Annotated in this window: 17 protein-coding genes; 7 read left to right on the forward strand and 10 right to left on the reverse strand. The window is 33.5% G+C overall.

Annotated features, from left to right (window positions below):
• Positions 1-259 precede the first annotated feature (259 nt).
• From GSY47_RS09685 to GSY47_RS09695, 3 genes are all read left to right on the forward strand, one after another.
• The gene (locus GSY47_RS09685) at positions 260-3,247 is read left to right on the forward strand and encodes a SusC/RagA family TonB-linked outer membrane protein (RefSeq protein ID WP_179006068.1); all 2,988 of its coding nucleotides are present in this window, start codon (positions 260-262) and stop codon (positions 3,245-3,247) included.
• A 12-nt stretch (positions 3,248-3,259) separates the two neighbouring features.
• Complete coding sequence (locus GSY47_RS09690) at positions 3,260-4,858, forward strand: RagB/SusD family nutrient uptake outer membrane protein (protein ID WP_179006078.1); 1,599 nt, start codon at positions 3,260-3,262, stop codon at positions 4,856-4,858.
• 176 nt (positions 4,859-5,034) lie between these two features.
• Positions 5,035-5,673 carry an MBL fold metallo-hydrolase gene (locus GSY47_RS09695; RefSeq protein ID WP_179006080.1) on the forward strand — a complete coding sequence of 213 codons (639 nt, stop codon included), beginning with the start codon at positions 5,035-5,037 and terminating at the stop codon, positions 5,671-5,673.
• Between the two features lie 19 nt (positions 5,674-5,692).
• Here the strand turns inward: GSY47_RS09695 and GSY47_RS09700 are convergent, their stop codons facing one another.
• Complete coding sequence (locus GSY47_RS09700; RefSeq protein WP_179006082.1) at positions 5,693-6,151, reverse strand: RNA methyltransferase; 459 nt, start codon at positions 6,149-6,151, stop codon at positions 5,693-5,695.
• A gap of 417 nt (positions 6,152-6,568) precedes the next feature.
• Here GSY47_RS09700 and GSY47_RS09705 point away from each other — a divergent pair, with 417 nt between their 5' ends.
• From GSY47_RS09705 to GSY47_RS09720, 4 genes are all read left to right on the forward strand, one after another.
• Positions 6,569-7,858, forward strand: coding sequence for a hypothetical protein (locus GSY47_RS09705; RefSeq protein WP_179006084.1), 1,290 nt, complete (start codon positions 6,569-6,571; stop codon positions 7,856-7,858).
• A 386-nt stretch (positions 7,859-8,244) separates the two neighbouring features.
• Entirely contained in the window at positions 8,245-8,490 is a 246-nt protein-coding gene (locus tag GSY47_RS09710) for a hypothetical protein (protein WP_179006086.1), read from the forward strand.
• Between the two features lie 459 nt (positions 8,491-8,949).
• Complete coding sequence (locus GSY47_RS09715) at positions 8,950-12,345, forward strand: SusC/RagA family TonB-linked outer membrane protein (protein WP_179006096.1); 3,396 nt, start codon at positions 8,950-8,952, stop codon at positions 12,343-12,345.
• Between the two features lie 12 nt (positions 12,346-12,357).
• Positions 12,358-14,361 (forward strand): RagB/SusD family nutrient uptake outer membrane protein, encoded by a 2,004-nt coding sequence (locus tag GSY47_RS09720; protein WP_179006098.1) that lies wholly within the window; start codon positions 12,358-12,360, stop codon positions 14,359-14,361.
• A gap of 161 nt (positions 14,362-14,522) precedes the next feature.
• Here GSY47_RS09720 and GSY47_RS09725 read toward each other — a convergent pair whose 3' ends face one another.
• The 9 genes from GSY47_RS09725 to GSY47_RS09765 form a co-directional block, all read right to left on the reverse strand.
• Positions 14,523-15,524: a type I glyceraldehyde-3-phosphate dehydrogenase gene (locus GSY47_RS09725; protein WP_179006100.1), complete on the reverse strand. Its 1,002-nt coding sequence runs from the start codon at positions 15,522-15,524 to the stop codon at positions 14,523-14,525.
• 152 nt (positions 15,525-15,676) lie between these two features.
• Positions 15,677-16,615, reverse strand: coding sequence for a ring-cleaving dioxygenase (locus GSY47_RS09730; protein WP_179006102.1), 939 nt, complete (start codon positions 16,613-16,615; stop codon positions 15,677-15,679).
• Positions 16,616-16,952: 337 nt separating this feature from the next.
• Entirely contained in the window at positions 16,953-17,303 is a 351-nt protein-coding gene (locus GSY47_RS09735; protein WP_179006104.1) for a cupin domain-containing protein, read from the reverse strand.
• Entirely contained in the window at positions 17,303-17,923 is a 621-nt protein-coding gene (locus GSY47_RS09740; RefSeq protein ID WP_179006106.1) for an alpha/beta hydrolase, read from the reverse strand. Before GSY47_RS09740 ends, GSY47_RS09735 begins: the two co-directional genes overlap by 1 nt.
• Before the next feature lie 53 nt (positions 17,924-17,976).
• The gene (locus GSY47_RS09745; RefSeq protein WP_179006108.1) at positions 17,977-18,267 is read right to left on the reverse strand and encodes a GNAT family N-acetyltransferase; all 291 of its coding nucleotides are present in this window, start codon (positions 18,265-18,267) and stop codon (positions 17,977-17,979) included.
• A 244-nt stretch (positions 18,268-18,511) separates the two neighbouring features.
• Positions 18,512-18,913 carry a lipocalin-like domain-containing protein gene (locus GSY47_RS09750; RefSeq protein WP_179006110.1) on the reverse strand — a complete coding sequence of 134 codons (402 nt, stop codon included), beginning with the start codon at positions 18,911-18,913 and terminating at the stop codon, positions 18,512-18,514.
• A gap of 69 nt (positions 18,914-18,982) precedes the next feature.
• Positions 18,983-19,972 carry a serine hydrolase domain-containing protein gene (locus GSY47_RS09755; protein ID WP_179006112.1) on the reverse strand — a complete coding sequence of 330 codons (990 nt, stop codon included), beginning with the start codon at positions 19,970-19,972 and terminating at the stop codon, positions 18,983-18,985.
• A 412-nt stretch (positions 19,973-20,384) separates the two neighbouring features.
• Positions 20,385-21,425: a hypothetical protein gene (locus tag GSY47_RS09760; protein WP_179006114.1), complete on the reverse strand. Its 1,041-nt coding sequence runs from the start codon at positions 21,423-21,425 to the stop codon at positions 20,385-20,387.
• Positions 21,426-21,664: 239 nt separating this feature from the next.
• Positions 21,665-22,348, reverse strand: a complete 684-nt coding sequence (locus tag GSY47_RS09765) for a hypothetical protein (protein WP_179006116.1) — start codon at positions 22,346-22,348, stop codon at positions 21,665-21,667.
• Between the last annotated feature and the right edge of the window lie 28 nt (positions 22,349-22,376).

Here is a 22,376-nt window from a genome sequence, read left to right on the forward strand (position 1 = left end):
TTTTTAATGAATTTTAAAAATAGATGCTTTTTATTGTGCAGAATTAACATATTTTTTTTGAATACCATTTTTTTTAATCAGTTTTTGCTGTAAAAATACAATAAGAGGATAATATAATATAGCTTTCGGATAAATTGTTGGCTTTCTTGAGTTTGGTTATCATTTAACTTTACAAGTGTTTAAAATACACAATAAAGTATTTTGTGCATTAAACAAGTATTTTTTTTAACCAAACAAAAACCAAAAAACCAAAAAAGCTATGAATTTTACTAACCATTCAGTATTGCAAAATTTTGGAAATAAACTGTTAAAGAAAAAGTTGGGATTTACCCTTTTTTTTCTCTTAATATTTTTTACTTCCGTTGCACAAACAAAGATTCAAGGTTCCATAAAAGACATTCATGGAGTTCCGATTTCAGGAGTTTCAATTATGGAAAAAAATACATCTAATAATGGTGTATTGTCAGATTTTGATGGTAATTTCCAGATGACACTTCAAAAACCAAATTCTAAGTTGGTTGTTTCCTATGTCGGATTTGCATCTCAGGAAGTTACAGTTTCAGGTAATAAAGTAGATGTAGTGCTAATCGAAAATACGGAGCAATTAGCCGATGTTGTTGTAGTTGGATACGGTACTCAAAAGAAATCGAGAGTTACAAGTGCTATTGCCAGTATTAAAGAAAAAGATTTTACAAGAGGAGCAATCAGAGATGCTTCGGATCTTATAAAAGGAAAAGTTGCAGGTTTAACCATAAGTAATGGTTCTGGAGATCCTTCTGCGGCGCCCAATATATCATTGCGCGGGGTATCTTCTTTAAAAGGGGGATCGGCTCCTTTGGTTTTAATCAACGGAGTACCTGGTGGAATTGATACTGTTTCTCCAAATGAAATTGCCTCTATAGAGGTTTTGAAAGATGCATCGGCTGCAGCTATTTATGGAACAAGGGGGGCTAATGGTGTGATTTTAATTACAACAAAGACTGTCAATAAAGAGATACAGCCAACCATGACGTATTCTGCTTTTACAACGGTGGCAAATTTTGCAAAGAAAGCTAATTTCTTAGATGCCGCAGGATTAAGAAGTTTACTGGCGCAGGGAACTAAAATGCCTTTTACAGATGAAGGCGCTACTACAGATTGGTTAGGTGAAATTTCAAGAAGCAGTTTTGCTCAAAATCATAACTTAGACCTTAAAGGAGGAACTGCAAAAACTAACTATGTAGCGAATTTAAATTATGTAGATCAAACAGGAGTTTTTAATGGTACGTTTAACAAAGAGTATAGATTTTCATTTGATGTTAATCATACGATGTTCAATGACAAATTAAAAATTAATTTGAACTTATTGAACGGAACACAAAAGATGGGAATTTCTCCAGGTACAGCAGGTTATGCCTATAGACAAGCCATGATTAGAAATCCTACTGCTCCAGTTTACAAACCTGATGGAACATATGCAGAAACCAATAGATTTCAATATTATAATCCAGTTGCAATCTTAAACGAGACAAAACAGGACAGACAAAGTACTTGGCAGAGGTTTACTGCTAACATAACTTTGGATTTATTACCAGGATGGGATGTAAGTGCGTTGCTTGCCAAAAATAAAAATACTGGATTAGATGGTTATTCTGAAACCAAAAAACACTATTCAAATACGATTAATGGAAGAAATGGAGTTGCTTCAAGAAGTACTGGCCAAACTGATAGAGATTATGTTGAACTTACCTCTAAGTACAATAAAAAATTAGATAAACACGAATTTACGTTATTGGGAGGTTACAGTTATCAATACACTGTGAATGAAGGTTTCTCAGCTTCTAACTTTGATTTCCCGACGGATGCTTTTTCATATAATAATTTAGGGGCAGGTAATGCATTGTCTGACGGAAAAGCATCTATGGCAAGTTACAAAAATGATGATAAATTGATAGGTTTCTTCGGAAGAGCGAATTACAATTTTAATAATAAATATGATCTTTTGTTTAGTATCAGAAGAGAGGGTTCTTCTAAGTTTGGAGAAAATCATAAATGGGGTAATTTCCCTGCAGCTTCAGCAGGATGGAGCATTAATAAAGAGTCTTTTCTTAACAATGTTTCAGCTATTAATAATTTAAAAATAAGAGCAGGTTATGGTGTTACGGGGGTAATTCCTGGCGAATCTTATTTGTCTCAGACTTTGTATAATTATGATGGGTATTTCTTTAATGACGGTAAATGGGTAAAAGGATTAGTTCCTGCAAGTAACCCTAATCCAGATTTACGCTGGGAAAAAACAGCAGAGGTGAATGTTGGTGTTGATTTTGGATTCTTCAATAACAGAATCAGCGGAAGCTTTGATGTTTACAGTAAAAAAACAAGCGATATGTTGTGGGATTATGCTGTTCCGACACCTCCGTATTTATATTCTAGCATTACTGCAAATGTTGGAAAAATGGAAAACAAAGGTTTTGAGATTCTCCTTAATACAATTCCGGTTAAGACCGAAAATTTTATGTGGAATTCTTCTATGACTTTTTCACACAATAAAAATAAGTTAACAAGTCTTTCAAATGATTTATATAGTATTGATAGAAACTTTATTAATACTGGAGATACTGGAGATCCAATCTCTTTTACAACACATAGATTAGAAGTTGGCCAATCTATTGGGAATTATTGGGGATTAAAATCTGTCGACATTACTACTGATGGAAAATGGATTATCGAAACGGCGGATGGAACTAGAAAAACTTTGACACCAGATTTATACAATGATGCTAACAAACAGTATTTGGGTAATGGAATACCAAATTATGTTGCTGGTTGGACGAATACCTTTACCTACAAAAAATTTGATTTAAGTATTGTAATGACTGGAGCTTTTGATTTTCAGATATTAAATTCTCAGCGTATGTTTTACGAAAATCCTACGATCAATTATAACATGTTGAGTTCCGCATTTGATAAAGTTTACGATAAAGCGGTTTTAAATTATAATCAAACATACGTTAGTTATTATCTAGAACAAGGAGATTATGCAAAACTTGATAACGTTACACTGACTTACAATTTCGATGTCAAGCCATATAAGTTTATCAGTGCAATGCGTGTTTATGCTTCAGCAAATAATTTGGCTGTAATTACAAAATATAAAGGTTTGGATCCTGAGATTGCAAGAGATAATGTTTTGTCACAAGGAATAGACAATAGAGACAAATATCCAACAACAAGAGGTTTTACTTTAGGTTTAAACGTAACTTTTTAAAAAGAATTAAAGATGAAAAATCAAAATATAGTATATAAAATCCTTATTTCTGGCTTGCTTCTTTTGGGAACTGGCTGTACCAATTTGGACGAGACAGTTTATGACAAAATAACTGCTGAAGGGACAACGCTTACTGAAGAAGATTTGACGAGTATTATTGCGCCAGCTTATACTTCATTTAGAGGAATTTTTTGGAACTGGGATGGTTTGCATGATTTGTATGAAGAATCGTCTGACTGTTTAGTAACGCCACAGCGAAATGGAATTGGCTGGGGAGATTATTATATCACCATGCACCTCCATACTTGGGGCTCTACGCTTCCTCATGCAGAAGGTAACTGGAGTTATATGTATACAGGTGTAAATAGTGTGAATAGGGCAATATATCAGATAGAACAGATTGAAGGTATTGCAAATAAAGATAAAGTAATTCAGGAACTAAAAGCATTAAGAGCAATTTATTACTATTTACTGCTAGATAATTTTAGAAATGTTCCTATTGTAACTTCTTTTATAAATCCTCCAGGCTATCTGCCAGTTCAGAATACAGGAAAAGAAGTATATGATTTTGTTGAAAGCGAATTGAAAACTGCACTGCCATTTTTAAGTGAAGAGAATAATACGGAAACTTATGGAAAAGTTACAAAGTGGGCAGTTAAGATGACTTTGGCTAAATTGTATTTAAATGCACAAGTTTATATTGGTACTCCTAAATATAATGAAGCTTTAGCAGAGGTTAATGAAATTATAGCCAGTGGAAAATTTAGTCTGGCAACTAATTACGCTGATAATTTTAAAATTAAAAATGAAGGTTCTCCAGAAGAAATATTATCAATTCCTTTTGATCAGGTAAAAACAGGAGGAAGTTACTGGCCTTTTAAATCATTAGCAGCACCAAGTCAGGCTACATTTGAAATGAGCGGTGGCCCTTGGAATGGAACTGGAGGAATTCCTCAATTTATTGATACGTACGATCCAGATGATCAAAGATTAAAAGATTGTTGGTTAGGAGGTAAACAATATACAAGCAAAGGAGAGCCGATAATGGTAGATGGTAAACAATTTGAGTATATCAATTTCATGACAAACGTAAACGGCTGTGAACCTAACGAAGGCTACAGATTAGTTAAATATGAAATTGGTACCGGAGATATAGGACAAACCAGTAATGATGTGCCTTTCTACAGATATACTGATGCTTTGATGATTAAAGCAGAATGTTTGTTAAGAAATGGAGATGCTGATGGAGCAGCTGCTATTGTTTCTCAAATCAGACAAAGAGATTTTAAAAATACAAATCCTGCTAAAGCTACTGTTACTGGAGCAAAACTTAGTGGAGGAAGTGTATATAAATATGGAACTTATGATTCTGGTGTTATTACTAAATTAGAAGGCGGTGCTGATATTCAGTATGGAGGTTTCTTAGATGAACTTGCTTGGGAATTTATTGGAGAAGCACATAGAAAACAAGATTTAATACGATTTGGAGTATTTACTAAAAAATCATGGTTTACTCATACGCCAAATGGTGATTTCAGAAGTATTTTGCCAATTCCTCAATCTGTAAGAGATACCAATAGTAATCTCCAGCAAAATCCAGGTTACAATTAAGATTACGTACAATAATAATTTGAATTTTTTAGTTTCGATAGGGAGTAAATTAAGTTTTGCTTCCTATCTTTTAGTATCATTTAAAAAGGATTTTTTCTTTGAATTATAAGCATTGTAAAATTCGTTTTTTTATCTTTAGAATTAAATAATTATCCAATAATAAATACGGTTTGATTATGGAAATTAAGGTTCATAATTTGCAAAACGGACAGGTAAGAGTTAATCGAATTCTTCCTGCCAGTGAAAATGATAACTTTCATGCATTTTCCTATACGGGAATAGCAAAACCAGTAAAATGTAAAGTCTGGCTTCCTGTATCAAGTTATTTGATAGAACATCCAAAAGGTATTGTTTTGATTGACCAAATGTGTCATGCAGAAATGCGTCAAATTAAACGTGATAAAAAAGAACTTAGTTTTTTTCAAAATCTCATCAATAAGCCATTTGTAGAACTTGAGGATATCATCAGCGAAAAGCTGGCAAAAGTCGGATACAAATCAAATGATATAGATTATTTGATACCTAGCGATCTTCCATCAGATTATTCTAGAGGATTAGATTATCTTAAGAATGCAAAAAAAATCATGATAAGCGACGTTCAATGGAATGTTGAGTCAGCAGCAAAACCATTGAGTTTACTAGATGAAAAGTGGAATGATCTAAATGTTCAAAAATATAGTTTCTCAAAAACCGGAATAGGTCCGCAAGGTTTGTCTTATGATTTGTTTGGAGATAGAACAGTCATTTTAGTAAGTACTCCAGAATATAGTTCAGGAGCAGTAACCGCAATTATAAAAAATAATTGGATCTGTTAGTAACGACTAAAACGAACTTTTAAGAACGTGGTTTAGGAAGATTTCTATCATACATAATGATAGTTCCTGCTACGGCTACATTTAAACTTTTTTCTGATTTGAATTTTACTAAATGATGGCATTTTTCCATCGATTTTTTGGACAAACCATGATCTTCTGCTCCGAGTAGATAAACACAGCGTCTAGGATGTTCGAATGTTTCTAAATCTACCGCTTTATCAGTTAGTTCGACACCAACCAATCGTGCTCCTTTTGGTAAATTTTCAAAAAATGCTTCAAAAGTATCATAATGAAAATACGGAATTGCTTTTACGGCGTCATGTGTATCGCAAGCTTGTTTAGCATATCGATTGCCTATAGTAAATATAAAAGTAGCACCTAAATTTTGAGCAGATCTCCATAAAACACCTAAGTTTTCTGGTGTTTTTCCATTTTGTATACCTATGCCGAAATACTCATTTATAAAATTATCATTCATAAATGCAAAGGTACAAACTGTAAAAACATAAATCAATTTTTTATAGGAGTGGAATGGGGTTTGGTATTAAGTTGTTGTTTGCTAGCTGTTTGTGTGTTATTTTGCGGTTTTAGTTTTGCTTTTTTCTTTTGTAAACTTGTTGTTATACTGAAGATTTTTTGAAGATATTTTAGAAATTTTACAATGTTATTTTGGGGTTAACAATTGTTAAATATGCGTAAAGACTGGTATTTATTGCATTTATTTACTTAAATTTGTTGAAAGGCACATTTGGAATTGCGAACAATATTTTAATTTCAATTGCTGATGAAACAAAATTTATCCAGGTTAAGTTCTGAGTTTTAAAACCTAAAAATGGATTTTTATCGCTCAACGTGCCAAAATAAGTTTTAATAATACCACAAAAGCCCCAAGATTATGAAAAAAATTACTTTATTGGTTTGTTTATTGCTGACAGCAGCCGGCGTAAACGCACAACAGGAAAAAGGAATTATTGGATACAACAACTGGTTGGATAACTGGACAGAGTTTAAACCTCATAAAGTTGAATCTAAGGAAGCAAATCAAATTTTAGCTGGAAACATTGCGGAGAATACAAAATTGCTGAAAAGAAATGTATATGTTCTTCAAGGAAATGTATATGTTACTAATAATGCTGTTCTTACAATTGAACCAGGTACTGTAATTATTGGAGATGCTGAAACTAAAGGTACTTTGGTAATTACAAAAGGAGCTCAAATCATGGCTATAGGTCAGGAAACTGATCCTATTATCTTTACTTCTAACAAAAGCATGAAAAAAGCTGGTGATTGGGGAGGTGTAGTTGTTCTTGGCGATGCTCCAATCAACAAATTTGGAAGTGTAGGTTCTTATAACTTAGATCTTGACCCAGCTCTTACTGTTTATGGTGGAAACAACGAAGCGAGTAATTCTGGAGTTTTAAAATTTGTGAGAATCGAATTTGCAGGTAAAAAAGTTAAAGGTCTAGATAGTTTTAATGGATTAACTGTTGCAGGAGTTGGTAACAAAACGGTTATAGAAAATATTATGGTGAGCTACTCTGGTGGTGATTCATTTGCTTTTTATGGTGGTGATGTGAATGCATCTCAATTAGTGTCATACAAATCAATCAACGATGATTTTAAATTTACGCAAGGTGTTCAAGCTCGTTTATACAATTCTTTAGCAGTTAGATCTTCTTATTTATCAAGTAATAAAGATGGATCTAGATGTTTGGAAGTAAAAGGATATGAAAAGAAAAATGAAACTGATTTTACTAAAAAGTTCACAACGGTTACTGCATCAAATGTTACATTGCTAAATGATAGCGAAAAAATTAAAGCGGATATCCAATCTGGTTTAGTAAAAGAAGCTGTTTATGTTGCTGAGAATGCTTCTTTAGAATTAAAAAGAAGCGTAATTTCTGGATTTAATCCAGCTGTATTGATAGACAGCAAAACTGAAATCAATTCAGCTAATCTTAAGAAAATTAAATTTGAAGAAATGTTTTTCAATCAATGTAATGGTAACATCTTTACAGAAAACAATAAAGATAATACAGATTTAGAAAATTGGTACGGAAACAGCATTTTTGCAAATGTTTATTCTCATACTGAGAATCAAGAAACTTTTGTTGATGTTTACAATGCAAGAAGACCAGATTTTAGACTTAAATTAGGTAATATTACTGCTTCTAGCGGAAAGTAATAAAAATAATAGAATAATGAAAAAGAAGCCGAAACTAGTTGTTTCGGCTTCTTTTTTATTTAATAAATTACCTATAAAGCATATTATGTCTGTGAATTAAGTTTAATTAACTGATATATAGTTGTTTATGTTTGTAAAAACGGAAGTGGAGGAATATAATAATGTTAAAAATAAATTAGCATTAAAATTTTAGTAGAAAAACAATTTAATTAACATATTGTGTATTAATACTTTAATTTTTAAATGGGGAATGATGCTGAAAATAGAAGGTTGCTAAATCTAAAGAACAAGGTATTAATTTTAACTATTTTGGAAATTGAAGAAAGTATAAAATATTTAAATTTGGTTTTGTAATACATGACATCAAGCAGACAAATCTTTTAAATATGGAAAAAGCTATACAATTAAAAGTGAGAAAAGATTTGGATCCCCGCCAACAACTCACAGTCATCAAATTAAAAGGAAGTCTTATCTCGAAAGGCTATACAGAAATCATACATATTCTTGATCAAGATGATGAGTTTCATCTTAATACTTTTGAAACAGCTCAAGATAGAAGAAGTGAAGTACATCAGTACATTGCTGCATTTATAAATGCTGAAAATCTCAATGATACGATTTATATCAAGTAGCTTGCTGTGTGATTTCAGTTATTAAAAATGAAAGAATAAAATAAACTAAAAGTAAATTTGAGTTTTGAAAAAAGCGCCACTTCGTCAAGAAGTGGCGCTTTTTTTATATCTAATCATTTTGAATGGAAATATTGATTTTGGTTATGCATTAAATGATTGAAAGTAATTTCGAAATACATCTTTTTTAAAAAGTTGCTTTTAAGTTTCGTATAAGTAGTTATAATTGTATAAAACACATTTTTAAACGGTTATTTTTTAAATAATGTAATTTTTTTATGATAAATACGTAGTAAAATTTATTCTCGATACTATTTTATCCCCAAAAACGTATTTTATTTCTCCTTCTAAAAATCATTATTAGTCAAATTTGCATCCCGAATTATGGTTGGATTTAACATAATCTATTCCAAACGTAATTTTCAAAAACTAACTATTTAATTAACCAAATTACCAAGCAAAATGACAAATTTTATTAGGATTAAAAGTCCTAATGGCGTATCTGGATTTAGTTTGAAAGCAAAACTGATAATTTTCTTTGTTTTGTTTTCTTTATCTCAAGTAAAAGGATATGCGATTAGTTCTAAGGGTACGACAGCACCGCAAAATGTACAACAGCAAAAGAGTATAAGCGGGCAGGTCAATGATGAAAATGGTATGCCGCTCCCAGGTGTAACCATTTTAGAAAAAGGTAGTAAAAATGCTGCCTTAACAGATTTTGATGGAAAGTTTATTTTAAAAGTAGAAAACGAAAATGCAGTATTAGTATTCTCTTTTTTAGGTTATACCAATACCGAAGTTGCCATAAAAGGCAAAACTACTGTTAATGTAAAGATGCAAAGAGCTACAGCTTCGTTAGAGGAAGTCGTTGTTGTAGGTTACGGTAAAATGAAGAAGAAGGATTTAACGGGAGCTATTGTCCAAGTTTCTCCAGATAAATTAGTAAACCAAAATCCGCAGACTGTTCAGGATATCTTAAGAGGTACTCCTGGTGTGAGAGTAGGTTATGATCCATCTGCAAAAGGCGGTGGAAGTATACAGATTCGTGGGCAGACTTCGGTGTACACAGCGAGAAATAATAACGATAATGAAAAAACGGGAGGTCCTCATAATGCACCGCTTATTATTTTAGACGGAATGCAATTTTATGGTGAGCTATCAGAAATCAATCCTGATGATATTGCACAACTTGATATTTTAAAAGATGCTTCGGCAGCATCAGTATATGGTTCAAGAGCGGCAGCTGGGGTTATTCTTATTTCGACCAAAAAAGGTAAAACGGGCAAACCTATGGTTAGTTTTACTACGAATACAACCATTAGTAATAAGAGTGCTTATCGAGGTGTATATTCTCCAGAAGGTTACTTAAAATATCGCGAAGATTGGGAAACTGCTCAAACCTATGGTGTTAATACGGCAACTGGCCAGTACGAAGCATTTATTGCAGGAACAGTAGCAAATGGCAGACCTGGATATTTTTCAAATCCAAATGATTTGTCTAAGTGGGGAATTACCGAAGCGCAGTGGCTCGCTTATCAGCCTGCTGCACAAACAGTAGGGAAAAGTGCTAAAGAAGTGTGGGGAGCACGTTTGGGACTGAATTTTGACCCTTCATTGATGGCTAACTTTTTAGCAGATAAAACACACGATTGGAGTAATAGCTCTTTCAGAACAGGAATTAATCTTGATAATAATTTGAGTATTTCAGGAGCAGGCGATAGAGTAAATTATTATATCTCTTTTGGTTATTTAACTTCAGAAGGAGCCATTGTTGGAAACGATTATAAAGCCGCTCGTTCCAACATGAAAGTGGATGCTAAAGTAACAGATTGGCTTGATCTTGGAGTAAATGTCAATTTTCAGGATCGATCAGATGGAGATGTTACTCCTTCTTTGGATACACGTTCCGGGTTTAATAATATGATGAGAACCAGTCCGTTTGGAACATTCATAGACGCAAATGGTAACTACGAGAGACAACCAATGGGGAAAAATGTCTCAGGACAGAATTATAATTATTACTACGAGCGTCAATTTATTGATAAAGAAACGGGTTATACCACATTGAATACGATTTTTAATGCGAAGGTAACTTTACCTTTAGGGATTACTTATGCATTTAATATTGCACCTCGTTATCAATTCTTTCACGATCGTTATTTCAGATCTACACAGAACCCAAACTGGCCTGCGGCTACTACAGGGGTAAACAGAAATAATTCAACAAGATTTGATTATAACTTGAATAACACTTTAACATGGGATTATAAGATTGCTCAAAAACATCATATCATTGCCACTTTTGTTCAGGAAGCTGAAGAACGTCGTTTTTGGTCAGATGGAATGGATGCTTATAATATCCAGCCTTCAGATGCTTTAGGTTTTCACCTTGTGAATACGGCAACAATGGCGAATAGCGCACTTAGATCAAACGATACACACGAAACGGCAGATGCATTGATGGCTAGACTTTTCTATTCGTTTGATAATCGTTATATGCTGACAGCGACTGTACGTCGTGATGGATATTCGGCTTTTGGAGCTTCAAATCCTTATGCCGTTTTCCCTTCTTTTGGAGTGGCATGGAACTTTAAAAATGAAAAATGGTTTAACTGGGAAGCGATGAGTACAGGTAAATTACGTTTGTCTTGGGGTAAAAATGGAAATAGAACTCTTGCAGATCCGTACATTTCTTTGGCAAATTTAGTTAATACAGGTACAATGGGGTATTTAGATGCCTCAGGAAAAGCTCTTGAAATAAAATATTTAGCACTTGATCGTATGGCAAATCCAAATTTAGAATGGGAAAAAACTACCTCTACAAATATTGGTGTTGACTTAGGTTTCTTACGTGACCGTATTACAGCCACTTTAGACCTTTATAGGGCATCTACTCACGATATGATTATGAGCCAATCGCTGCCTGGTTTTACTGGATTTTCATCAATTGCCACAAACCTTGGCGAAGTTCAAAATCAGGGTATTGAGTTGAGCCTTAATACACTTAATATGAAAAGGCCAAATTTTGAATGGCGTACTACATTTGGAATCTCTTATAACGAAAATAAAATTGTGTCATTGTATGGCAACATGGTAGATATTAAGGATACAAATGGTAATGTTATCGGAAAAAAAGAAGGAGATGATTCAGCAAATGGATGGTTTATAGGAAGACCTATTACTCAAATCTGGGATTATAGAATAACTGGAATTTGGCAGAAAGACGAATGGAAAGAAGCTCAGAAATATGGACAGCGTCCTGGAGATCCAAAAGTAGCTAACAGCTATACGGCAGATGATGTTGATGCCGTAGATGCAGACGGAAATCCTTATAAAAAAGCAGTTTACAATGAAAAAGACAAGCAGTTTTTAGGAAATTCAAATTCTCCGGTACAGTGGTCGCTTCGCAATGATTTTAAAATTTATAAAAATTGGGATTTGGGTATCAGTATGTATTCTAACATTGGAGGTAAGTCACTTGATTCTAATTATATGAATACTTTCAATGATTCTAGTTTGTATAAATTCAACTTTAATCCTTATGTAAATCCGTATTGGACACTAGATAATCCAACTAACGAGTGGGCACGTCTTGACGCTAAAGGGCCAGCAGGAACGCCAGTTGCACCAGGAAGATTATATGATCGTAGCTTTATTCGTCTAGATAATATTTCGTTAGCTTATACACTTCCTAGAGATCTTTTAGACCGAGTGCATATTAAAAGTATCAAAATTTATGCTTCTATGCAAAATGTGGCTACATGGTCGGCTTCTAAAGAATGGAAATATTATGGAGATCCTGAAACAGGAGGATTGGCAACGAGGCAGTTTAATTTAGGTTTTAATTTCCAACTTTAAAATTATTCAACAATGAAAAAATATATTAAAAATAAAATTTCAAGATTAGTGCCATTAGCTATAATAGCAGTGATGTCTAGCTCTTGTTCAAAAGATTTTCTTGAATCAGATCCGCTTTCATTTTACGAACCTGAAACTACATTTTCAACAGAAGCGGGATTACAGGCAACTTTAGCATTATGTGACAAACAGCTTCGTAATAATTACATTCATTTTGGTTATTCAGGAGTTAGTGTGCCGATTGGTACAGAGTATCTTTTCTCTGATATGGCGCAATATGGAAAAACAGACACAGGAAGTAATATTGCCGATTATGCTAATACTATTGTTCCTACTGGAGATTTTAGAAGAGATGCCGGTGGAGAACACATTTATCTTGGGTTTATGTGGACAGAAGCTTATACAGGTATTAAAAATGCCAATACTGTCTTGACTTACATTGATAAAGTAACAAGTTTATCAGAAGAAGTTAAACGTAAATATATTGGTCAGGCTTATTTTCACAGATCGTACCGCTATCTTAATTTAGTATATCAATTTGGTGATATACCTTTGATTACTAAAATTTTGGAAGTTCCAAAACAGAGTTATTATTCTACAAAAAAAGAAGCCATAATCGAAATGATTACAACTGATATGGAAAAAGCTGTAGAATGGGTGCCAGAACAAGCAAAAATAGGATATGTAGGTATGATTAGTAAAGGAGCCTGCCGTCAGTTGTTGATTAAATGTTATTTGGCATCTGGCAGATTTGCAGATGCTGAAGCACAAGCTAATATTTTGATTAATCAATCTGGTTATTCTTTAGTACAAAACACTTTAGGAATTTTTGATCCGGGTGGAAACCCAACAGCTTGGCCTATTACTAGAAATGTGATTTGGGATTTGCACAGACCAGAGAACAAGGTAATTGCAGGTAATACTGAAGCAATATTGGTAGCACCAAATAGTGGAGCACAATCCTTTTTAGCATTTTCTTCAATGAGAATTTTTGGACCAAACTGGAATGATGCCAACTTGATTACTCCCGATGGTAAAACAGCTGCCCCTCGTTTTCCTTTGAGTGATAAAACAAATTATAACGCTAAGTATGATTACCAAAGAGCAATAGGACGTGGTATTGGTACAATCAGTGGTTCTTATTATTCACAGCATCCAATGTGGGTTGTAAATGGTGTTGAGGATAAGGTAGATCTTAGACATAACAGTACTGTTGGTAACTGGGTAAATATGGAAGACCTTAAATATGCTCCTGGAGCAGGAGGAAGTGCTGTATGGGCTGGCCAGAATTTTAGAATGAAAGATGCAACAGGTAAACTATTAGCCCAAGATTCTATTCGTGACTGGTATGATTTCCCACATTATAAAATCTTTTATCATGATGTTGTGGCAGAAGCAAATCCAGCAGCAAATGATTTTCAGGGAGCTACTGCAGGAGCAAGTGCACATATGTATATCTATCGATTAGCTGAAACTTATTTATTACGTGCAGAAGCTCGTTTTTATCAAGGTAATGTTTCTGGAGCTGCTCAGGATGTGAATGTAGTAAGAACAAGAGCAAAAGCTTCTCAAATGTATACCACTGTAACTATTGGTGATATCTGTGCAGAAAGAGGAAGAGAACTTTACATGGAAGAATGGAGAAATGTAGAATTAAAACGTATTTCACACTGTCTAGCTCTCAGCGGAAAACCTGATGAATGGGGAAATACTTACAGCAAAGATACTTGGGACAAACAAGCAGGAAAAGATGCAGCGGGCGGAAGTTATTGGTGGCAGCGTATTGTACATTATACACTTTACAATAAATACCCAGCTGGTATTTCTCTAAAACCAGGAGTGAAGTTTTATTCTATGGACAAACGTAACAATTACTGGCCAATTCCTTTTAGACTTGCTATCGAGCCAAATATTAAAGGTCAGTTAAGTCAGAACTTTGGTTATGATGGCTATAATGCAGGAGTTAAAATTTGGGATAAATGGCAGGACGCAGTTGAAGATGAAAGTAAAATTTAATCTTTGATATAAGTTTGTAAATTCTATTTAATAGAAATCCATAACAAAGAGTATTGTAAAAGCTCTATTGTTATGGATTTTTTATTTTTAAAGGAAAATAATTCTGTAAATATTTTACTCCGCTACAGTCATTGTTTGCATAATAATTTTTACAATATTATTTATATTTTCGTCGAAATGTATTGTGCAACTTCTGCAAGTCGGTTGGCAAATCCCCATTCGTTATCATACCACGCTGCTACCGAAAGTAAATTGCCTTGTTTCGTTGTAAGTGGCAAATCGATAATAGAAGAATGTGGATCGCCTACAATTCTAGCAGAACTCCATTGTTCTTCCAAAACATCTAAGACGCCTTTTAAAGATCCTTCTTTAGCTGCTTTTCTAAAAACATCATTGACTTCTTCTACAGAACAATTTTTGGTTGTAACCAAATTTAGTTCGGCTATACTTCCTGTTTTCGTAGGGACTCTGTAGGCTTTTCCAGTAATTTTTAAATCACTCCAGATAAACTGTAATGCTTTTGCCGCTCCAGATGAAGACGGAATTATATTTTCTGCAGCTGCCCAGGAATCACGTCTGTCTTTCATTGGCTGATCGGTCAATGATTGTGTGTTGGTGTAGGAGTGAACCGTTGAAAATAAACCATATTCAATTCCGAAATTGTCTTGAATTACTTTCACAACTGCAGCTAAAGCATTTGTTGTACAGCTCCCCATGCTTATGATTTTATGATTCGCTGCATTAAATTCATCTAGATTAATCCCTTTTAAAAGTACAGCATCACAATCAGCTAAAGATTTACTCGGCGCACTTATCAGAACATATTTTGCACCTTTGTCAATGTGTTTCTGCGCATTTTCTCTGTTCGTTGCGCGGCCGGTACAATCTACAACTAGATCAACTCCTAAAGCTTTCCAATCTGGAATATCCAGTTTAGAATTCTTGTACGGAATTTTTCTGTCTGCAATTATAAAATTTTCATCTGCTGTTTTTACCTCTTCGTGCCATCTTCCATAGTTCGAATCGACACTAAAAAGTGCCCCGAGCAAATCTATATCTTGAATGTCAGCAATGACTTCAGGAACAAAAAGATTGTTTTTTAGGGCTATGCGGAGAAATTGTCTTCCGATTCGGCCAAATCCGTATAATGCTATTTTTGCCATGATATATTTGTTTTATGGATTACTTAGTTGCAGAAAATAATAAGCAGCAAATAGATTGTAAATTTTAAATAATAATACAAAATATTGATTGTCAATTTCTTGTATTAAAAATACTCTTTTTTACGGTTCTATTTGCTGCCTAAATGTTTTGATTAATTAATTTTAACCAAATGATCTTCAATGCTTTTTCTATGTGCTTCGTATTGAGCAGGAAGTTTTAAGTTTTTACCTAATTCTTCTAAGCTTTCGTCTACTGTAAATCCAGGATTATCGGTAGCAATTTCAAATAAAACGCCACCCGGCTCTCTGAAATACAAAGAGTGGAAATATTGTCTGTCGATTTGTGGTGTAATAGACAATCCGTAAGCTTCGATTTTTTCACGGAAGTGCATTAAAATTTCATCGTTTTTAACACGGAAAGCCACGTGATGAACAGTACCGTTGGCATTTAAACCTCTTTTTTCATCAGCCAATTCTACTAAGTCAACAATTGCTGCATTTTCTACTGCATCTGTTGCATAACGGTAGCGGTTTACTTCTTGGGCGATTAATTTGTAACCAAAAATTTCGGTCAAGATCGCAGCTGTTGGTTTGATGTCGTTTAAAGTCAAAGTGATGTTATGAAAACCTCTTGTTGCCATATCAGCTTTTACCTCGTCTGTTTCCCAAGGTTTTCTGTTATCGTCTGTTTTAGATTCGATTAATTCTAATTTCAAACCATCTGGATCTAAGAAAGTAAGATATTTTTCTCCGAATTTCTCAGCAGGTTTATTATAAATTACATTGTATTGCTCAAAACGTTTTTGCCAAAAATCAAGGCTTCCTTTTGGAACAGAGTAACCAATTTCTGTAGCCATTCCAGATCCTTTTCGTCCCTGTTGGATTCCTGCTCCCCAAGGGAAAAAAGTTAAGATTGTTCCGGCACTTCCAACCTCATCACCAAAGTAAAAGTGGTAAGTTCCTGGATCATCAAAGTTTACTGTTTTTTTGATGAAACGTAGTCCTAATATTTTGGAATAAAAATCGAAGTTTCTTTTAGCGTCCCCTGCAATTGCAGTAATATGGTGTAAGCCTAAAATTGTATTTTCCATGGTATTTGTGGTATTAAATTGTTATTGATTTCTTATACAAATTTACACCCGTTATAGCTCTGGATCGATTAACCTAGATTAAGAAATAAAAAATCTCTTTTTTATATTTATAAAGAAATAACCAAATAGTATTCCTTTGTTTTAAAGTGTTGATTTGTAGTGTTTTATTTTGTTTTTTGTTTAGACTCTTTGCGATATATCGTCGTTTTATGACAGATGGTGTTTGTATTTAGAAAATAGAATAAAGAGAATTGAATATAGATATTTTGTATTTGGATTCTGTGTTGGTTTAGAAGAATTGTAATAATAGAAAAGCCGACAAATTGCCGGCTGTATTTTATAATTTTATGAATATGGATTTTCGAAGTTTTGGTTCGATATTTTTTGTTTTATGTCCTTTTCCTGTAGTATCTTCGACTAAGAGAATAGATCCGGTTTCAAATTTTCTTTTTTCTCCTAATGAGGTTTCGATTTCTACACCGCCTTCCAGTAAAACAATATATTGACGATCTGGAGCATTATGAAAATCGTAATCGTAAGAAGGAAGGACTTCTCTGAAAACTATAGATTTTGCAGGTTCATCATTCGATAAGAATCCGATATCTCCATTGTTTTTCAACGGAACTTCAAAGTCTTCAAAATGACTTTCACCGTTTGAATCGCTGTAAACTCGGGTTATCGTAATCATTATTTTTTATTAAAAATCAATGCATTTGCACAATCGACCTCATCTTTACTAATAGTATGTCCCATATTGGGATAGATTTTTTTGGTAACATCTGCACCCATTTTTGTCAGAAGCGTTTCGGAATCATTTACTCTTTCAACCGGTACATGAAAATCTGGATCACTTGTTCCAATGAAGATTGGTGTATTTTCAAAGTTTCCATTATAATGATTTTCATAAACTTTATCGCCGATAAGTCCGCCTGTAAAAGCTACAACGCCTCCATATTTAGCTGCATTTCTAGCAGTAAATTCTAAAGCCAGACAAGCTCCCTGTGAAAATCCAAGAAAGTAAATATTCTCTTTTTCGATTCCGTTTTGCTGTATAGCAACAACAACCTGATGAATAGCTTCTAATGATTTTGAAAAAGAAGGTTCGTTTTCATCGAGTGGAGCAAGAAAAGAGTAAGGATACCAAGTCCTATTTTCTGCTTGAGGAGCCATCAATGCAAAGTCATCCACTTTAAGGTGTTTTGCAATCGAAAGTATATCATGAGCACTTGCACCACGACCGTGAATTAGGATTAGGGCTTTTTTAGCTTCGTTTAAAGGAATACCGTCTGTTAAGATTTCTGTATTCATATTATTTATTTTTAATTAAGAAGATGAAATTTCTGTTCATTTTAAATGAAAAATTATTTTTTCCAAATATCTTGATATTCGTCTGGATGTCTTTTAAATTGTGCATGAACGTAAGGACAAAGTGGTAAAACCATTAAATTGTTAGCACGTACATAGGTTACCATTTCTTCTAAGAGTTTTTTTGCATAACCTTTTCCTTCAGCTTCTGGTTCAACCCCCGTATGATAAACAGTCAATAAATCTGGTTTAAGGCTTATGGTCATTTCGCCTTGTTTTTTGCCATCTACATAAAGATTAAAAGCACCGTGTTTTTTCTCATCTAATTCTAGTTTTATCGTTTCCATATTATTTTAGGTTATAATTGATGTTGTTAAATTTCTTTTACAAATTTAGATAGGACATAGATATTCACCGATTAATCTAGATTAAGAAAAAATTTGAGGAACTTAAATTTACAATTTATTATAGATTTAATACTGAATTATATTCTGAAAAGTATAATTTCTTGATGTTTTGTGTATAAAAAAATGCGGTATACCTGAAAAAAGATATACCACATTCTTTAAAATAATATCGCGAAATAAAAAATTACTCTGCTCTTTCGTATGTAAATGCTTTTGATGAATTTGCTAGCAGTACAAATAGTTTAGTTTTGGTCAATTCTTTAATTTTATACTGTATATTTTCATTTCCTATAGTAAGTAATAAATTTGTTTCTGTTTTAGAGAAAGTTCCTTTAGAGGTACTTACATTACATTCAGAATTTCCTTTTTCATCAGCCTTTACCATTATAACTGAATTACCTTCGAAAGAGATACTTTCGAGAAGTCGGCATTCAGTTAAACCTTCTCTGCCATTATCGCCATATTGAGCTTTTAGCATCCATACTCCGTTGATGTCACCTGATGTGTCATCTGGTATTATATCACTGCTGCCTGTGCAGGATGTTAGAATTGTTAAAACGAGAGATGCTAAAAATACTTTTTTCATAGGTTGAATGTTAAATTAGATATTCAAATATAAAATAATTCTTCTATGTAATATTGTTTTCTTTAATCCTTAAAAAAGTATCGTTTCAGCTAATTTGATTAATTCATTCTGCGTTTTCATATCAGAATCATTAGAAAACAATATAATACCAGAATTTAGTTCTGGAGAAAAAACAACATAAGAACTAAAGCCTAAACTTCCGCCTGTATGCGAAATTCTTATTGGGCCATTTTGAGGTTTGGTTGCTTTCCAGTTAAGAGCTATAGCTCCCTTACTGATATCTCCAAAAGTAGGTTCATGACTCAGTTTAGCATCTGCATTTTTTTCATTTAAATGATAAGCAATATATTGTAACATATCTGATGTAGAAGAAGCAATTGATGCTGCAACCTGCATATCTTCCCAGTCTATAAAAGGCATTTTTCTTCCTTTTCCATCATAGCCAAAAGCCATAGAAATAGGTAATTTAGTATCTCCGAGTAAAACCGTATTTTTCATTTTAAGCGGACTTGTAAATTCTTTTTTGATCAGAGTTCCAAATTTTTCTCCGTAAACGGTTTCCATTATATGACCCAATAATTGAGCAGCAGTATTACAATGTCTGGCAATTGCTCCCGGAACGGTATCCAGTTTTACATTATGCAGATCTTTGTAAAATTGCTGTCTGCTGTATTTTCTGTGTACTGCATCAAGTATGTAAGCAATAGAATCAGGATTTGCTTTGGTAAAAATTTCTTTACTATCCGGCATCCAGTTAGGAAGGGCAGAAGTTAAGTTAGCAAGATTAAGTAATGTAATTGGAGTGCCTTTGAATTGAAGATTTGGATAATCTTCTTTTAAATATTTTCGAATATCATCAGTAAGTTTTACTTTTTTATTTAATACTGCTCTGGCTAGTAAAGTGGAAGAGAATGTTTTACTGTTGGAAGCAAGTTCGTAAAGTGTATTGGAGCTTGGCAGAATCTGTTTCTCTTTTTGAGTCGAACCGTAGTTGTAAATATATTGTTTTCCATTTTTAATGATTCCGATTGAAAGACCAACCCTGTAGTCTGCAGACATGAATGGAAGAGAGGATTGACTCACCAAAGAGTCTAATTTAGTCTTGAGAGGATTGTCTGTTGGGATTGTTTTTTTTGAGAATAAGCCATTACAGTACATACAAATAGGCTTAATGAGATTAGAAGTTTTTTCATTTTTAAAAAAGCTGTTTTTATGTTAGATGTAATTCAATTTGGTATTGAAACTGTGGTTGAAACTAAATAAAGGCTTATAAAAAATTCAGTTATTTTTTGGATTAAAATGCTTGGAAAAATTTTATTCAAATATAGAGAAAGTTAATTAATAATAAATTTCTCATTTTAAGTTAGATTTTATCAGTGCTCAATAGAATCTGTATCATAAAAAAACAAAAGCCTTTAACTGTGATTCAGACAGCTAAAGGCTTTTTTAAAGAAACTATTTATTTTAGTAATTACTTAACCGTTACCGTAAATGAAGATAGAGTATTAGCAGTTCCTCTGTAAAATCTCATTCTATTAAAAGTTCCCGCAGGAGTTCCCGCAGGAACTTTCAATACTATTCTATAAGAAGTAGCACTTACAATTTCTACAGGATAAGTTATTGTCGCAGCAGTACTGTTATACATGATAACAGAGGTAACAGCATTCATCATTCCGCCACGTACCTCGAAAGTTTCACCTCCCTGTTTCTGAACGGGAGAACCAACTGACTCAACAGCAAATGAAGCGGGTTCAATAACACTAATTTTAAATCTGTTTTCTACACTTGCATTCTGCAAGGTATAGATGCCATTTTTCACACGTAAATCATAAGTTCCTACAGGCATATCCTCAGGAAGAAAATAATAAATTCCATAACTGATAAAAGGTGTAGTTGTACTTGACGTTCCTAATGCTCCGCCTAGATGAACAATTTCTGCGGTATATTCCGTTTTTTGATCAGCGGCGGCTACCAGATACACTCTGGTATTTTCTTTGCTTAGCCACAAATTTTCAATTCCGTTGTTACTTCCGCCAATCGCATTGTTAATTAATTTCTGCAATGAACCTTTTGCAAATGTTTCTGGAGCGGCATATGTCCATGTGTTAGGCTCAATCTGTCTGAAATCTATTTTTAAAGTGTATTTTTTTGTTGTTCCTGCTTTTGAGGTCACAGTATAAACTGTACCATCTTTAAAAGCAACTTCTGCACCAGATGCTGGTGTAATAGAAGCTTCTGTTCCTAACACTATTTCAGGTTTAATTGTAGTAGGAAGTACGGTATTCACACTCCAGGTAACTACAATGTTTTCATCAGTAATAGCCGCGCTTATAGCATTATTTTCAGAATCTTTAAAAGTAAAAGTCTCAATCTGTGTATAGCCGGGAACTTTTATGACATCGCCGGGAATTGCATTTACTTTATCAATATATTCGGTATCGCACGAAAAAAATAGTACCGATAAAAAAAGTAATCCAATTAAAAATATATTGGTATTGTTTTTTTTACTCATGATTGTATTGGTTATGTAATTTCTAAATGATTTTATTTTATTAATTTTGCCATTATTGCTAAATGGGCTTTTATATTTTTTAAAATGCCTGTTTTCAATGCTTACGGTAATTAAAAAGCCGTTTGATAGTCATGGGGTAATGAGATGATAATCGTAATTTGCAGAGACGCCGGTCAAGCTTTACTGCAGTACTTTTAATTATTTCGTAATCCCATGTTTCTTTTTTAGATTTTTAATAATTACAATACTTTAGTCCATGTATAATTAATTGTACTGCTTGAAGAACCTGGTGTTACAGCAGTCACTTTAACTAAATAGGCTTCTGTTGCAGCTGAAGGATTTGTAATTGACTGTGAATTAAGACTAGAAGGAACTGTGTCAACTGCTTTCCAGATTACGATAGCTCTGGCTGGTGTCATAATATGAGTAGTGATGTTGTAAGAATAATACCCTAAACCATAGTTAGTTCCTGATATAGTTCCATCATATCCTAAGATATTATACTTATCTGTTGGTGCAGTACCAAGATTAGCATTTTTCACAACAATAGTACTTTTCCATTCATTCCAGAAATCACATTCTGAATCTAAATCTACAGTACCAACATACCAATGATCTGTATTGCTTACAGGACGTATTGAAGCACCATAAATCCCTTCCCATTGCACATTTACACTGCCAATAGTCGCTGCTACAGGAGTCCAGTTTGAATCTACAGATGATGGCGCCTGCCATCTGTTAACTGTTACGGATGTTGAAGTTTCTGAACAGATTTCTGCTAAAGCTGTTTTGGCAGTTTTGTTTGTAACCTGCTGTTCTTGTGCTTGTGTTGCTCCTTGTGGCGTTGCAGTTTGTTCGTCTGTACTACATGATGTAATTGAAATAGCAGCTAATGCTAAAAATGATAAGATTATTTTTTTCATAATGATATATTTAATAGATTAATTTTGG

Origin of the sequence: Flavobacterium quisquiliarum (assembly GCF_019308285.1) — a bacterium.
Classification (GTDB): domain Bacteria; phylum Bacteroidota; class Bacteroidia; order Flavobacteriales; family Flavobacteriaceae; genus Flavobacterium; species Flavobacterium quisquiliarum.

What these genes read in the sequence shown, in the direction of transcription:
- GSY47_RS09740 (WP_179006106.1), bottom strand. Translation starts at nt 17,923, where the DNA reads ATGAATACAGAAATCTTAACAGACGGTATTCCTTTAAACGAAGCTAAA.
- GSY47_RS09710 (WP_179006086.1), top strand. Translation starts at nt 8,245, where the DNA reads ATGGAAAAAGCTATACAATTAAAAGTGAGAAAAGATTTGGATCCCCGC.
- GSY47_RS09725 (WP_179006100.1), bottom strand. Translation starts at nt 15,524, where the DNA reads ATGGCAAAAATAGCATTATACGGATTTGGCCGAATCGGAAGACAATTT.
- GSY47_RS09735 (WP_179006104.1), bottom strand. Translation starts at nt 17,303, where the DNA reads ATGATTACGATAACCCGAGTTTACAGCGATTCAAACGGTGAAAGTCAT.
- GSY47_RS09690 (WP_179006078.1), top strand. Translation starts at nt 3,260, where the DNA reads ATGAAAAATCAAAATATAGTATATAAAATCCTTATTTCTGGCTTGCTT.
- GSY47_RS09730 (WP_179006102.1), bottom strand. Translation starts at nt 16,615, where the DNA reads ATGGAAAATACAATTTTAGGCTTACACCATATTACTGCAATTGCAGGG.
- GSY47_RS09685 (WP_179006068.1), top strand. Translation starts at nt 260, where the DNA reads ATGAATTTTACTAACCATTCAGTATTGCAAAATTTTGGAAATAAACTG.
- GSY47_RS09745 (WP_179006108.1), bottom strand. Translation starts at nt 18,267, where the DNA reads ATGGAAACGATAAAACTAGAATTAGATGAGAAAAAACACGGTGCTTTT.
- GSY47_RS09700 (WP_179006082.1), bottom strand. Translation starts at nt 6,151, where the DNA reads ATGAATGATAATTTTATAAATGAGTATTTCGGCATAGGTATACAAAAT.
- GSY47_RS09755 (WP_179006112.1), bottom strand. Translation starts at nt 19,972, where the DNA reads ATGTCTGCAGACTACAGGGTTGGTCTTTCAATCGGAATCATTAAAAAT.
- GSY47_RS09720 (WP_179006098.1), top strand. Translation starts at nt 12,358, where the DNA reads ATGAAAAAATATATTAAAAATAAAATTTCAAGATTAGTGCCATTAGCT.
- GSY47_RS09715 (WP_179006096.1), top strand. Translation starts at nt 8,950, where the DNA reads ATGACAAATTTTATTAGGATTAAAAGTCCTAATGGCGTATCTGGATTT.
- GSY47_RS09705 (WP_179006084.1), top strand. Translation starts at nt 6,569, where the DNA reads ATGAAAAAAATTACTTTATTGGTTTGTTTATTGCTGACAGCAGCCGGC.
- GSY47_RS09695 (WP_179006080.1), top strand. Translation starts at nt 5,035, where the DNA reads ATGGAAATTAAGGTTCATAATTTGCAAAACGGACAGGTAAGAGTTAAT.
- GSY47_RS09760 (WP_179006114.1), bottom strand. Translation starts at nt 21,425, where the DNA reads ATGAGTAAAAAAAACAATACCAATATATTTTTAATTGGATTACTTTTT.
- GSY47_RS09765 (WP_179006116.1), bottom strand. Translation starts at nt 22,348, where the DNA reads ATGAAAAAAATAATCTTATCATTTTTAGCATTAGCTGCTATTTCAATT.
- GSY47_RS09750 (WP_179006110.1), bottom strand. Translation starts at nt 18,913, where the DNA reads ATGAAAAAAGTATTTTTAGCATCTCTCGTTTTAACAATTCTAACATCC.